The following is a 12,764-nucleotide window of genomic DNA, read 5'->3' on the forward strand; positions in this document are numbered from 1 at the left end:
ACCAAGGCTAGGCGCGACCCCCGATGACGTCCGGTTCGTCGGAGTGGAGGGCGACGTGGGCCACACCGTCCCCGCGGTCGGCAGGGAGCGCGCCCCGGAACGGCGGTCGGCCCGCCGCGACGCTGCGGGTCACGGCGGGCCGACCGGGTCTGACGGGCTTCAGTTGATGTCGCGCCGCCGGCTGCCCACCCAGCCCAGGACCACGAACAGGGCGGTGTAGCCGGTGAAGATGAGCGTGTTGGCCCACCACGGGAACGCGCCCTGGGCGCCGGCCGCCGCCTCGACGAGCAGCCGCGCCTCCTTCTCGAACATCGGGTGGATCGGCCCGACCCCGTTCAGGAACAGGTCGGCGGCGACCGCGCCCGGCATGCCGCTGGCCGAGCTGTTGGGCAGCACGGTCGGGAACGCCGTCCCCACCACGTTGCTCAGGGCGATCACACCCACGTTCTCGACGAGCAGCGCGTAGAACAACAGGCCGATCACGGCGGCGAAGACGTTGCCGACCAGCGCGCCGAGGCCGACGCCGAGCAGCGTCCACAGCACGGTCTCCAGGATGGTGGAGAGGATCAGCAGGAACCAGCCCGTGGCCCCCGGCAGGGGCGTGCTGCCGGCGCCGAGCACCGTGCCGAGGCTGGTCGACAGCGCCACCACGACGCCGAAGCCCAGGCCCATGAGGGCGTAGACGACGAGCTTGGCGCCGAGCGCCGCGCCGCGTGACGGCGCGGTGAGGAACGTCGTCGTGATGGTCCTGCGGTAGTTCTCGCCGGTCACCGCCAGCGCGCCGAAGATCATCGGGAACAGGGTGGAGAGGTTCGCGCCCCTGGCGAACCCGAACACCGACGTCATCCACGAGTCGGCGTCGATCCCCTCGAAGGCCTCGCTGCTGCGGAGCCCCTCGACCAGGGAGGTGCCGAGCGCGGAGAAGCCCCAGCTCCAGAACACGCCGAGCAGCACCGTCGGGATCAACAGGCCCCACCACAGGTTCGTGGTGAAGATCTTGCGGAACTCGGCCCTGATCAGGGAGCCCATCAGGCGTTACCTCCGAAACCACTGGAACCGCCCTGCTGTCCCTGGCCCGGCGGTTGTTGCTGGTAGCCCTGCGGCGGCTGCGTCGGCTGGTCCGGCTGCTGCCCGGGGGCGGGCGCGCCGGCCGGAGGCTGGTACCCCTGGGGGACCTGGTAGCCGGGCGGAGCCTGGTAGCCGGATGAGGCCTGGTAGCCAGGCGGGGCCTGGTAGCCCTGCTGGGGGTACCCGGCGGGCGCGGCCTGCGCGTAGGGGTTGGCCCCGGCCGCCGCGTACTGGCCGCTGGTGAGCTGGAAGAAGATCCGCTCCAGGTCGACGGCCTCCTGCTGGATGCCGTAGACGGCGACGCCGGCCGCCAGGGCGATGTCGGCCACCTGCTTGCTCTCGGCCCCGGTGATCGCGAGCCGGCCGTCCGGGGTCGGCTCGACCTGGTGCAGCCCGGCCTCGTTCAGCGCGGCGACCAGCGCGTGCGGGTCGGCCGGCTGCACGAGCACGCGGGTGCTCTGGGACTGCCGCAGGTGCTCCAGCGGGCCGTAGTACATGGTCTGGCCCCGGCTGATGATGACCACCTGGTCCACGGTCTGCTCGATCTCGGCCAGCAGGTGGCTGGACACCAGCACGGTCCGGCCCGACCGGGCGAACTGCTGGAGGAAGTGCCGCAGCCAGGCGATGCCCTCGGGGTCGAGGCCGTTGGCCGGCTCGTCCAGCACGAGCACCTGGGGGTCGCCCAGCAGCGCCGTGGCCAGCGCCAGGCGCTGCCGCATGCCGAGGGAGAAGCCGCCCGCCTTGCGGCGCGCGGCCTCGGTCAGGCCGACCAGCGCGAGCACCTGGTCCACCCGGGCGTCCGGCACGTCGATGGCCGCCGCGTAGACCCGCAGGTGGTCCCGTGCCGTGCGCTTGGGGTGGAAGCTCTGGGCCTCCAGCACCGCGCCGACCACCCGCGCCGGGTTCCCGAGCTGGTCGAACCGGCGACCGTTGATGGTCGCGGTGCCCGCCGTGGGCGTGACCAGGCCGAGCAGCATGCGCAGGGTGGTGGTCTTGCCGGCGCCGTTGGGGCCGAGGAACCCGGTCACGGAGCCGGGCTCGACCGTGAAGCTGAGGTTCTGCACCGCGGTGACGGGGCCGAACTGTTTCGTCAGGCCCTGCACCACGATCCGGCCGCTGCCGTCGTGCACGCGTCCTCCAGGATGACCGGTGGCAACTCAAAGGGTCATCCTGCCGTATGAGCGCGGGTCACCAGACCGGGTTAGCCCGGGTCACACATGGTCAGGCGCAGCAGCCAGGGGGTCGACCGTCCGGGGCGGAGCGCTCCACGACGGGGGCGACGTAGATCCGTGTGGCGTCCGTCTCCAGGTGGCCGCCGATCGGGATGGGCGACGGCGGGGCCGCGTCGACCGCCGGCAGCTCGGCGGTGATCTCCGCGGGCTCCTCCGGCGGGACGACGGGCACGGCCGGGCGCCGGGCGGCGGCGCGGGCGGGTTGGGCGGTGCGGGCCAGGCGCGCGCGGCGCAGCAGTTCGAGGGTGTTGCGCAGGGGGCGGCGGCGGTCCCGGTTCGGCGCGCCGTCGCCGATGAGGTGGCGGTGGGCGGTCAGCCAGAGCTGGCAGGGCCACCGGCGCCGCCGGCGCAGCAGGCCGGGGCACGCGCGACAGCGGCCGTCGGCGTTCGGCTGGTGCACCAGCAGCAGCAGGCGCCAGCCCTCGGCGAGCCGCTGGATCTCGGTGCGGGCCAGGGGGAGCAGCGCCGAGGGCTCTCCCTCGGCGGCCAGTCGGTCCAGCAGGGCGAGCCGGTCGAGCACCGCCGTGATGGTCAGCCCGTCCTCCTGCTCCTGGGCCGGCGCGGTCGCCGCGCCGGACGCCGCGCCCGGGTGGCCGTGCCGTTCGACCGTCGCGGTTCCCGTGCCGGCGCCGGGCCCGGCGTCCGGCGTCGCCCCCGACGAGCGGGTCGCGCGGCCGCGCGTCCGTCCGAACGCCGGGATCGACCCTCGCCACGTCACGTGGTTCATCCCACCTCCAGTCCCCGTGCGGTGATCCGCACCCTCGTCGGCGTCCTGGCGCGTGCCGGGTGGGGCGCGCCTGGCGGACGTCTCGCTGACACCGCTCCCAGGAGTCCTAGGAGGCGGCCCGCCCGTCGCTCGAACTGGCCGCCTCGTCGAGCGCGCTGCGCAACCTCGTGGTCTCCTGGGCGGAGAGCACGGCGGCCTCGCCGGGTGGCGCCACCAGCACCACCTCGCCGTGGTCGACCAGGACGGTCACCGCCCTGTCCCGCCCGAAGGCGTCACGGCAGGCCACCCACCAGCGCTGCTCGGTCATCGGCACGCACCCCATGCGCCGCCGGTGGTCCGGCGGCGCACTCCTCGCTCGGCGTCGCTTCGGTTCGCTGGGGACATCGGTGGTGGGGGTGGGAGAGCGCACCAGATCACGGCAACATCACTCGTTTGCGGGCAGATGCCACCCGGACGGGCGGACCTTCCCCCTTCTTGGGGGGAGATTGCCGATCTGCTGCCCACAACGCTGGTGGGGCGGCTAAGCTATACGCGGCGGCTCGCTCCCGGTGACCCCCAGGCCGGTTGAGCGGGCCGCCCCTTTCTTTTCCAGCTCCGACGTCCGTCGGCCCCCCGTGCACGGCTGGTCGCCGGCGTCTTCTCCCGCTCACGCGCCCGCTGGCGGACTACCGATCCCTGATCATGCCGGTGCGTGGCCGGGTGGATGCGGGCAGAGCGGAGACACCAGCCCCGAGCGTTCCGCGGGGAACGGCGGGACGCGCGCGAGGGGCGCGCCGCCCGCCGTCGGGAGCCCGCCACCGCCGCTTCGCGGACAGGGGCTCGCGGACGTGGGCCGGCGAGGCGTGTGACGTGTCAATCCCTCGCGGCCCTGTTGTAAATCACTTTTCAAGACTCTTAGCCGCAGAGATAGTTTGGGAAGATCACGTCACTTCCGCGGAAAGGAACGCCCGTGCGTGTCCTCCTGACGTCGTCTCCCGGAATCGGTCACCTGTTCCCGCTCGTCAACGTCGCGTGGACGTTGCGGACCGCCGGCCACGAGGTGGTGGTGGCCACGGCGGCCAAGGTCACCGAGGCCGCCGTCGCGGCCGGCCTCCCGGCGGTGGACCTCCGGCCCGACTTCGACTTCGAGCCGATCGGCGCCCCCTTCCGGGAGCGGTTCGCGCGGCTGACCCCCGAGGACATGACAGGGCGGGGGATCATCGAGATCGGGACGGAGCTGTTCACCGTCGTGGCGGAGCACCTGGTCGAGCGCGGGGTCGCCTTCGCCGACCACTGGCGCCCCGACCTGGTCGTGCACTCGCCGATCGACGGGGTCGGCCCGCTGGTGGCGGCCCGGCTCGGTGTGCCGGCCGTCGCCCACGAGTTCGGTGTCACGGCGAGCAGGGAACGGCGCGCGCTGCTCCGCGAGAAGATGGCGCCCGTCTACGAGCGGTTCGGCGTGACGGGGGAGCCGCCCCGCAGCGCGGTGATCAGCATCGCTCCGCCCAGCATGTACACCGGCGACGACCAGGCGTGGACGATGCGGTACGTCCCGTACAACGCCGGCGGGGCCCTGCCGGAGTGGCTGCTCGTCGAGCGGACCCGGCCGAGGGTGGCGGTCACGCTCGGCACCGTGTTCAAGAACGTGACGGCGCTGCGGAGCCTGGTGTCCGCCGCGCGGGAGCTGGACGTGGAGTTCGTGCTGGCCCTCGGTGGCGCCGACCCGTCGCCGTTGGGCGAGCTGCCGGACAACGTCCGCGTGACCGACTGGGTGCCGCTCAACGCCTTGTTGGCGGCCTCGGATGCGATCGTGCACCACGGCGGCTCCGGCACGACCATGACCGCCATGACGGCGGGCCTGCCGCAGATCGTGCTGCCGCAGGGCGCCGACCAGCACTTCAACGCGGTGGCCGTGGTCAAGCGCGGCCTCGGCCTCGCGCCGGAGGAGACCGCGCTCGACGCCGACACCGTGCGAACGCTGTTCTCCGACGCCGCCCTGCGGTCGGTGGCGGAGGAGGTGCGGGACGAGATCGAGGCCCAGCCGACGCCGATCGAGCTTGTTCCCCGTCTGGTGGCGTCGCTGACCTGACCGCCAGGACGTCACGGCCGGTGGCCCGCCGGGGTCTCTCCTCGGCGGGCCACCGGCCGTTCCGTGTGCCCACGGAGATGGTCAGGTGACCAGGTTCCGGCGCAGGACCGAGAACCGTTGCGGTGGACCGTCTTCTCGCCGTGATCACTGTCCACAGTAGACGCGAAACCCCGGCGCTCGGCGCGGCGCGGCCGGGAGCTGGGTGACGGCCGCCTCGGCCGCTCCTGGGTGGCGCCGACCCCCTGGTTCGTGACTCCAGTCACAACACCCGATTGGGTGTGGCCTGTTTTAACACGACTGTGTCAAATTAGGTCGCGTGACGAACGCGATGGACACCGTGGCCGGCCGGCGGTCGGCACGGGGCGAGGGGGAGCGGATCGTCCTGCTGGACGTTCTGCGCGGGATCGCGATCCTGGGCACGCTGGGCACCAACATCTGGATCTTCACCGATCCGAACGGCATCATCGGCATGCTCACGGGGGACCAGCGGTCAGGGCCGGTCGAGGTCGTCCTGCGCTTCCTGGCGAACGGGAAGTTCCTGGCGATGCTGACGATGCTGTTCGGCGTCGGGCTGGAGATCCAGCGGGCGTCGGCGGCGCGGAGGGGGAGGCGCTGGCCGGGCTGGTACCTCTGGCGGATGGCGTTGCTGTTCCTCGACGGCGTACTGCACTACGTGCTCGTTGTCGAGTTCGACGTCCTCATGGGCTACGCCGTGACCGGCGTCGTGGTCTCGTACCTGGTGCTGACCAGCGAGCGGGCGCAACGCCGGTGGATGCTCGTCGCCGGCGCGGTCCACCTGCTGCTCATGGGCCTGATGACCTCGGCGGTCAGCGGCGCGGGTCCGGGGAAGGGCGACCCGGTCACGATCTACACCGACGGCGGCTACCTGGACCAGATCCAGTTCCGGCTCCAGCAGGCCGGGCTGTTCCGCGCGGAGGCGATCTTCACGATCCCGCTCGGGGTCACGTTGTTCCTGCTGGGCGCCAGGCTGTACCGGGCGGGGGCGTTCGCGGCCGACGGGCGGGGTCCGGTGCTGCGGCGTCGCCTGATGGTCCTCGGGCTCGGGATCGGCTTCCCGCTGAACCTGGCGACGTCGCTGTCCGGCGACCTGTTCTTCGTCGACCGCTACGTCCTGCCCCCGCTGGTCGCGCTCGGCTACCTCGGGCTCATCGGGTGGTGGGTGCACCGCCGGCCGCGCCAGGGGTGGCTGGCCGCGCGGCTGGCCGCCGTCGGGCGGATGGCGCTGACCTGCTACATGCTCCAGAACATCCTGGCCTCGGTCCTCTGCTACGGCTGGGGGTTCGGCCTCGCCGCGGCACTCGTCGACCACCGTCCACTCTGGACGCCGATCGCCTGGCTCGGCATCGCCGTCGTCCTGGTGGTCTTCAGCGAGCTGTGGCAGCGCCGGTTCCGGCAGGGGCCGATCGAGGCGGCGTGGCGCTGGGCGGTGCAGGCTCCCCAACGCTCTCGCTGACCACCCGAGCCTGGTGCCACTGACCGGGGAGGACGTCGCCCGTCACCGCGCCCTGCGTGGTGGCGGGCGACGTCCGTGTCAGCGTGGTGCGCCCTGTTTCGCGACATCCCTCTCGTGGGGGAGCGCGTTGGTTCCGTCGTGGGAGGTCACCGCGCTCCGGAACGGCGAGGCTCGACGCCGGAGATCAACGGAGATCGACGGAGATCGACGGAGATCGTTCGGCGACGGGAGAGTCATGACCAAGGCGACGACGGAGCGGGGCGGGACGACACCCGCGCCGCGATGGGCGGTGTGGGCCGCGTACGCCGTGCCCCTCTGTGTCCTGCCCTCGGCGGTCTGGCGCACGACCGAGGCGTTCAACGGTGACACCAGCATGGCGGACGAGGGGTGGTACCTCCTGCTGCTCTCCGCGCTGTCCCTGGGGTTCGCGATGCTCACACCCGGTCTCGTCCACCGGTGGGGCGAGCGGGTGCCGGAGTGGGTGCCCGGCGTCGGGGGTCGCGTCATCCCTGCCCGGCTGGTCGTGACCACCGCCGTGGTGGGCGCGTCGCTGGTCCTCGCGCTCTGCCTGTACGGCGTGCTCAACACCGTCTTCCGCTTCGTGGACCGGGCTCCGGTGCTGGTCGGCCCGGCCGACGCCGTCCGGCAACCTCCCGGTTGGGACGTCGGTCTGCTCTACCTCCCCATCCTGGCGTGGGGTCCGATCGTCCTGGTGCTGGCCGCCGCCTACCGGAGGCGGCGCACGACGGCCTCCGGGATGTCGGGGCCGGCCGCGCCCGGCGCGGCGGGGCGCCTCAGGTTCGTGTCCTCTTTGGACGAATGAGATGGGTGATCGCGCCCGCGGCGAGCTGCCCGGCGTCATCGGCCATCTCGCCGAGCACGACCGCAATGCCCAGGCCGTCCTCGGCCAGTCGCATCCACGCCGGTGTCATCAGGGATCGATCGCGGCGGTGCGGCGCTGGGCGCGGCTCGATCCTCGTGGATTGGGAAGTCCATCGCGCCCCTTGAACTGGGATGCCGCGCTGGCAACCGGAACCCGAGCGCAGAAGGCGAGCGTTCCGCTGTCCAGGTGATCTTGCGGCGAACGTCCCTCCTTCTGTCGGTGGGGATCGCGAAGCTCGCCCCGTGTCCGCCATCGAGGAGGTCGCCGCCGCTGTTCGCGCCATCGCCGACCGCCTCCCCGAGCAGGAGATCGCGATCGCGGTGGACGCCCTCCAGGACTGCCACACCGTGTTCGCGGCGGTCATGGAGGGGAGCTGGGCCGAGGAACCCGCCCTGGTCTCCACCTGGCTCGCCTCCGCCCTCCACCAACTGGCGGAGGTCACCCAGCTCCTCGCCGAACTCCGCGCGAGACTCAACCACCTCGCCGACAACCTGGCCGCCCCACCACACCGGCAACCCTGGCGCCCGCACCACCACCAGCCCCAGCGCCCGCACCCGCGCCAGCAGCGCAGCGCCCCTTCCCCGTGGACCGCGAGTGGGGACAACGAGACCGTGCCGCACTGCCCGTTCGCAGGGATGAGCATGGCCCCACCCACGGCCGCTACATCGACTCCGACGGCATCGACCACCCGGTCCGATCAGGCGCGGAGGAGGACGGGCTGGACAAGGACCTCGCCCGGTACATGGTGGAGGCCGGTCTCGTGCCGCCCGACATGACCAGGCCAGGAGCCGCCACGCACGTGGAGCTGAAGGTGGCGTACCGGATGCGCACCAGCGGCAGCCAGCACGTCGAGCTAGCGATCAACAACAACGTCGACACCAAGAAATACGGATGCCATCGCCTATTACCGTACGTGCTCGCCCCGGGACAGACCTTGGTCATCCACGACCCGCGCGGGACCCACGTCTACGAAGGGAAGGGCAGGCGCACATGACGTACACCCTGGAGTTCGGCCTCCAAGCCGAAGCCGACGACGCGACGATCACCGCCCGGACCGCGGAGGAGGTGGACGCCGCGCTCGACCGCGTCGTCGCCGCCGCCGGTACCTACGATCACAACCCGACCGTGCACGTCGTGGAGCGCCCGACCTTCGGCCCCGCCGAGATCCCCGACCACGGTCTGAAGATCGACATCGCCCACGGGGCCGAGGTGGCGGCGTTGGCGTACTTCGGCCCGGGGGGTGGCGGCCCCTCGATGACGCTGTCCACTCCACCACTGGCGAACTCCCGCTCCCTGTACCGGGACATCGACTCCGCCACCCCGTTCCCCGCCAACGCGGCCATCACCCTCGACCAGCTCCGGGCCGCCGTCCACGAGTTCCACGAGTCCGGTGGGCTCCGGCCGACATGCGTGGACTGGCAGCCAGCCGACGGATGGTGACGGCACAGATCTTCGGAGGGCGCATCCTGAGCCGAGATCGCGAGTGCCGGGGACGATCGGAGTTCGGGTGGGGGCAACCAGGCTGTTCGGCTCATTGCCGGGGGTGAGTCCGAGGAAGTTCGGCTCGTCGCGCAGTCTTCCCGGCATAGCCGGGCGGGCGGGTCGGCGAAGCCGCCGAAAGGGCCGGGGCCGGGCGGGGGATCAGCCGAGCAGGACGTACCCGACGCCGACGAGGCCCACGAGCACGGCCAGCGCGGTGGCCGCGGCCGGCAGCCTGGCGTCCGGGAGCGGGCGCTCGGCGTGCAGCCGCCGCCGGCCCCGGCGGTAACGGCCCCACACGAGCACGCCGAGCACCGGGGCGAGGGGCAGCGTGACCACGGCGGAGACCACGGCCACGACCACGTTGTGGTTGGCGGTGAACCGCACCGCGACGAGCACGACGACGAGGAACGCCAGGCACGTCCTGACCCACGCCAGCGCGGTGCGCTCGGGCTGGAGCCCGGGGTCCCACGGGCTCATCGCGCCACCATGAGGAGGACGGAGACGGTCCCGGCGAGCACCACGCACAGGCTGAGCACCGCGGCCAGCCGGGGCGCGGGCAGGGGGAGGCCGGCGCGCATCGCCCGTTCGGTCGTCATCCAGCGGACGAAGGCGCTGCCCGCCGTCAGGATCCCCACGACGAGCAGGCCGAGCGCGAGCGCCGACTGCGGCACCCCCTCGAACGGCCGCGCCGCCTCCACGGCGATGCCGCCGGCCATCAACGCCAGCGAGGTCCGCAGCCAGGCGAGGAACGTTCGCTCGTTGGCCAGGCTGAACCGGGGGTCGGGCTCCTCCCCGACCCCGTAGACCCGTCGTGGCCAGCGCGTCCGTTCCCGCCCGTCGTCCACTCCAGCGACGGTAGTCCTGGCAGGGGAGCCGCCGACCGAGGAGTGTGTCACTCGGCCCGGCGAGCACCGTGAGGGCGGCGGGGCGCCGAGGTCATCACCCCACGAGTCGCCGCCACACCTCGCGGTCGCGCTCCGGCGTCCAGATCTCCGGGTGCTCCTCGCCGGTCAGCTCCTCCCACGCCCGCGTCACGTCGAACGGCAGGACGTGCGAGTAGATCGGCATCCGCCCGTAGGTGGGGGTGAGGGCGTTGTCGGCGGCCCGGAACGCCTCCTCCAGCCTCCCGCCGGTGCGCACGACGGCGGTGACGCAGCCGAGCAGCGTGGTCAGGAAGTCGTGGGTCAGCCGGAACGCCGCCTCGACTGCCTCCCGGCCCCTCGCCACCTCGCCCCTGCCCCCGACCAGGACCTCCGCGCCGAGGTCGTCCAGCGCGTCCAGCGTCCGCAGCCAGTCGTGGTGGTAGGCGTCCCCGGTGTAGAGCGCGGCCCTGGTCTCCACCAGGTCGCCGGCGAACAGCACCCGCTGCCGGGGCAGCCACGCGACCACGTCGCCGGCCGTGTGGCCCCGCCCGAACCAGGCCAGCTCCAGCGCGCCCCGGTCGCCGCCCAGGTCCAGGCACACGCGGTCGGTGAAGGTCAGGGTCGGCCAGGTCAGCCCGGGGATGGACTCGTGGCCCTGGAACAGCCGGGGCATCCGTCCCAGCTCGCTGGCCCAGTCCTGCTCTCCCCGCTCGGCGATCAGCCGGCGCGTGGCGGCGTGGGCGACGACGATCTCCGCGTCGAACGCCTCCGCGCCCAGCGCGCGGACCGCGTGGTAGTGCGACAGCACGAGATAGCGCACGGGTTTGCCGGTGTGCTCCCTGAGCCGGCCCAGCCACCGCTCGGCCATCAGGGGCGTCGCCCGCGCGTCGAAACAGACCAGGAAGTCCTCGCCCTCGATCGCGCCCACGTTCGGGTCACCCTCGGCGGTGAGCGCGTACACCCCGTCGGCGAGGACCTCGAACGTCTCGGTCCGCTCGGCGAGGTCGGCGGACGAGGCGAACGGCGTGGCCATGGTCCCTCCTCCTCCCGGTCGCCCCGGACGGCGGCGACGGCGTCTCCACTCTCCTGCCGCGGGGCCGCGCGGGCGATCCGTGAGGTGGGGAAGCCGCCGTGGGGGTGACGCGGGTCCGGCTGTCGCCGAAGCCCGTCCCGTCGTCACCCCGCGGCCCCCCTCACTCCGCGCGGTCGAGGAGCTGGCAGATCACGCGGTGCAGCGTCGCGGTCGGGTCCGGCACCTCGACGGCGCTGCGCCACGCGACCACGCCGTCCGGTCGGACGAGGCTGGCCCCGCCGTCGCCGATGCCGTAGGCCTCGACGAGCCGGTCCTCGGGGTCGGTGAGCTGCCCGTCGAGCCCGACGGCGCGCAGCGGCACGCGGAGCCGGTCAGCGACGTGCCGGGCCGCCTCGTGCCACAGGCCGCCGGCGTGCCCGGTGAGCAGGACCCAGTCCGTGCCGAAGAGGTCCACAGTGGACACTGTCTCCCCCGACCTGGACAGCGCGACGTGCGGCGCGCGGAAGCCGGGGCGCCCGCTCGGCTTGCTCGCGCTCTCCACCGGCGCGCCGTCGTCCTCCCCGGGCTCGGCCAGCACCGCCGAGGACCGGTACCGGAACCCGAGCACCATGTCGACCGGGTCGATCTCCTCCGGAAGCTGCCCGTCCAGCAGGTGCGGCGCCATGCGGAAGGCGGCGTTGCGCAGCGACTGGCCCACCACCATCTCCGCGAACGGCCGGCGTTCGGCGTCGTAGCTGTCCAGCAGGCCGGGGCCGGCCACCCCGTCGAGCACGGCCGCGAGCTTCCACGCGAGGTCGAACCCGTCCTGCACGGCGGTGTTGCCGCCGAGCCCGCCCGTCGGCGGCGTCACCTTGGCGGCGTCGCCGGCCAGCAGCACGCGTCCGACGCGGAACCGGTCGGCCACCCGGGCCGCCATCTCCCACGGGCCGTGGCTGAGGAACCGGGGGCGCAGGGTGGGTGAGTCCATCGCGACCCGGAGCAGCTCGGTGAGCCGCTCCTCGGTGAAGTCCTCTGGCGACTCGCCCCGGTCGGGGTGGTACTCGACGGAGAACACGTGCCGGCCCCTGTCGCCGGCCGGGGTGGCCAGGGCCGCGATGAACTCGGGGTGCTGGAGGTAGTACAGGACCTGCTCGCCCGGGTCGGCGATCTGTCCCAGGTCCGCCTCGAACAGGGTGCTGATGTTGTACGTCAACGTCCCGGCGCCGTGCGTGCCGACGCCCAGCCGCTCGCGGACCTGGCTCCGGTTGCCGTCCGCACCGACGAGGTAGTCGGCGCGGACCCGCTCCTCCTCGCCGGTCGCGCGGTCGCGCAGCACGGCGGTGACGCCGTCCTCGTCCTGCGCGAACTCCACCAGCTCGGTGTGGAACCGCACGGTCGCGCCGAGTTCCCCGGCGCGGCGCAGCAGCAGGGCCTCCATGCGCTCCTGGCCGGCCAGCCCCCAGCTCGCGGGGCTGAGGTGGCTGGTGTCGGGCGTCGTGCCCTCCACGATCGAGTGAAGCACGGGGCCGTGGACGCTCTGGGCGACCACGATCCGCAGTCGGCCGTCCATGACCGGGCTCGCCTCGTGGACGGCCTCCTCCAGCCCGACCCAGCGCAGCAGTTCCATCGTCCGCGCGTTCTGGCCGATCGCCCTGGGATGTGGTGACGCGCCGGCGCGGCGCTCGACGACCAACGCCGGCACCCCGCGCGCGGCCAGGAAACACGCGGTGGACGCGCCGGCCAGTCCGGCGCCGACCACCAGCACCGGGACACGGATGTCGTGCATGACCCCCTCCGTTCCGGGACCAAGTCCCTCGTTCGTCAACTATCTTGATGGCCAAGATACATGGAAGTCAAGAGTGATGCCGGCGGCAGGCCCCCGGATCGGCGCGGTTCCGCGCCGTTGTCTGGATGAACCCCGCGTGCCGAACGGGTGGACTTGGCGGCGCGGGCGG

15 protein-coding genes are annotated in these 12,764 nt (G+C 72.9%); 7 read left to right on the top strand and 8 right to left on the bottom strand.

Annotated features, from left to right (window positions below; all coding sequences use genetic code 11):
• Window positions 1-159 precede the first annotated feature (159 nt).
• The 4 genes from LX15_RS12175 to LX15_RS12190 form a co-directional block, all read right to left on the bottom strand.
• Window positions 160-1,029 carry an ABC-2 transporter permease gene (locus LX15_RS12175; protein ID WP_253669645.1) on the bottom strand — a complete coding sequence of 290 codons (870 nt, stop codon included), beginning with the start codon at window positions 1,027-1,029 and terminating at the stop codon, window positions 160-162.
• Entirely contained in the window at window positions 1,029-2,198 is a 1,170-nt protein-coding gene (locus LX15_RS12180; protein WP_253669646.1) for an ATP-binding cassette domain-containing protein, read from the bottom strand. The genes LX15_RS12175 and LX15_RS12180 overlap by 1 nt, the downstream gene beginning before the upstream one ends.
• A 91-nt stretch (window positions 2,199-2,289) precedes the next feature.
• Entirely contained in the window at window positions 2,290-3,027 is a 738-nt protein-coding gene (locus LX15_RS12185; RefSeq protein ID WP_253669647.1) for a hypothetical protein, read from the bottom strand.
• Between the two features lie 106 nt (window positions 3,028-3,133).
• Window positions 3,134-3,334: a hypothetical protein gene (locus LX15_RS12190; protein ID WP_253669648.1), complete on the bottom strand. Its 201-nt coding sequence runs from the start codon at window positions 3,332-3,334 to the stop codon at window positions 3,134-3,136.
• Between the two features lie 642 nt (window positions 3,335-3,976).
• Here LX15_RS12190 and LX15_RS33090 point away from each other — a divergent pair.
• The 7 genes from LX15_RS33090 to LX15_RS12225 all read left to right on the top strand — a co-directional run bounded on the left by LX15_RS33090 (window position 3,977) and on the right by LX15_RS12225 (window position 8,892).
• Window positions 3,977-5,095 (top strand): nucleotide disphospho-sugar-binding domain-containing protein, encoded by a 1,119-nt coding sequence (locus LX15_RS33090; protein WP_253669649.1) that lies wholly within the window; start codon window positions 3,977-3,979, stop codon window positions 5,093-5,095.
• A gap of 316 nt (window positions 5,096-5,411) precedes the next feature.
• Window positions 5,412-6,569: a DUF418 domain-containing protein gene (locus LX15_RS12200; protein WP_253669650.1), complete on the top strand. Its 1,158-nt coding sequence runs from the start codon at window positions 5,412-5,414 to the stop codon at window positions 6,567-6,569.
• 235 nt (window positions 6,570-6,804) lie between these two features.
• Window positions 6,805-7,392, top strand: a complete 588-nt coding sequence (locus tag LX15_RS12205; protein ID WP_253669651.1) for a hypothetical protein — start codon at window positions 6,805-6,807, stop codon at window positions 7,390-7,392.
• 1 nt (window position 7,393) lies between these two features.
• Complete coding sequence (locus tag LX15_RS12210) at window positions 7,394-7,642, top strand: hypothetical protein (protein WP_253669652.1); 249 nt, start codon at window positions 7,394-7,396, stop codon at window positions 7,640-7,642.
• Between the two features lie 52 nt (window positions 7,643-7,694).
• Window positions 7,695-8,228 (top strand): hypothetical protein, encoded by a 534-nt coding sequence (locus LX15_RS33095; RefSeq protein ID WP_253669689.1) that lies wholly within the window; start codon window positions 7,695-7,697, stop codon window positions 8,226-8,228.
• Entirely contained in the window at window positions 8,117-8,446 is a 330-nt protein-coding gene (locus tag LX15_RS12220; RefSeq protein WP_253669688.1) for a DddA-like double-stranded DNA deaminase toxin, read from the top strand. The genes LX15_RS33095 and LX15_RS12220 overlap by 112 nt, the downstream gene beginning before the upstream one ends.
• Window positions 8,443-8,892: an Imm1 family immunity protein gene (locus tag LX15_RS12225; RefSeq protein WP_253669653.1), complete on the top strand. Its 450-nt coding sequence runs from the start codon at window positions 8,443-8,445 to the stop codon at window positions 8,890-8,892. Before LX15_RS12220 ends, LX15_RS12225 begins: the two co-directional genes overlap by 4 nt.
• Window positions 8,893-9,093: 201 nt before the next feature.
• Here the strand turns inward: LX15_RS12225 and LX15_RS12230 are convergent, their stop codons facing one another.
• From LX15_RS12230 to rdmE, 4 genes are all read right to left on the bottom strand, one after another.
• Window positions 9,094-9,411, bottom strand: coding sequence for a DUF202 domain-containing protein (locus LX15_RS12230; RefSeq protein ID WP_253669654.1), 318 nt, complete (start codon window positions 9,409-9,411; stop codon window positions 9,094-9,096).
• Window positions 9,408-9,779, bottom strand: a complete 372-nt coding sequence (locus tag LX15_RS12235; protein ID WP_253669655.1) for a YidH family protein — start codon at window positions 9,777-9,779, stop codon at window positions 9,408-9,410. The genes LX15_RS12230 and LX15_RS12235 overlap by 4 nt, the downstream gene beginning before the upstream one ends.
• Before the next feature lie 94 nt (window positions 9,780-9,873).
• Window positions 9,874-10,830: an MBL fold metallo-hydrolase gene (locus tag LX15_RS12240; RefSeq protein WP_253669656.1), complete on the bottom strand. Its 957-nt coding sequence runs from the start codon at window positions 10,828-10,830 to the stop codon at window positions 9,874-9,876.
• 160 nt (window positions 10,831-10,990) lie between these two features.
• Entirely contained in the window at window positions 10,991-12,595 is a 1,605-nt protein-coding gene (rdmE, locus tag LX15_RS12245; protein WP_253669657.1) for an aklavinone 12-hydroxylase RdmE, read from the bottom strand.
• Between the last annotated feature and the right edge of the window lie 169 nt (window positions 12,596-12,764).

Source organism: Streptoalloteichus tenebrarius, from assembly GCF_024171885.1.
GTDB classification, from domain to species: Bacteria; Actinomycetota; Actinomycetes; order Mycobacteriales; family Pseudonocardiaceae; genus Streptoalloteichus; species Streptoalloteichus tenebrarius.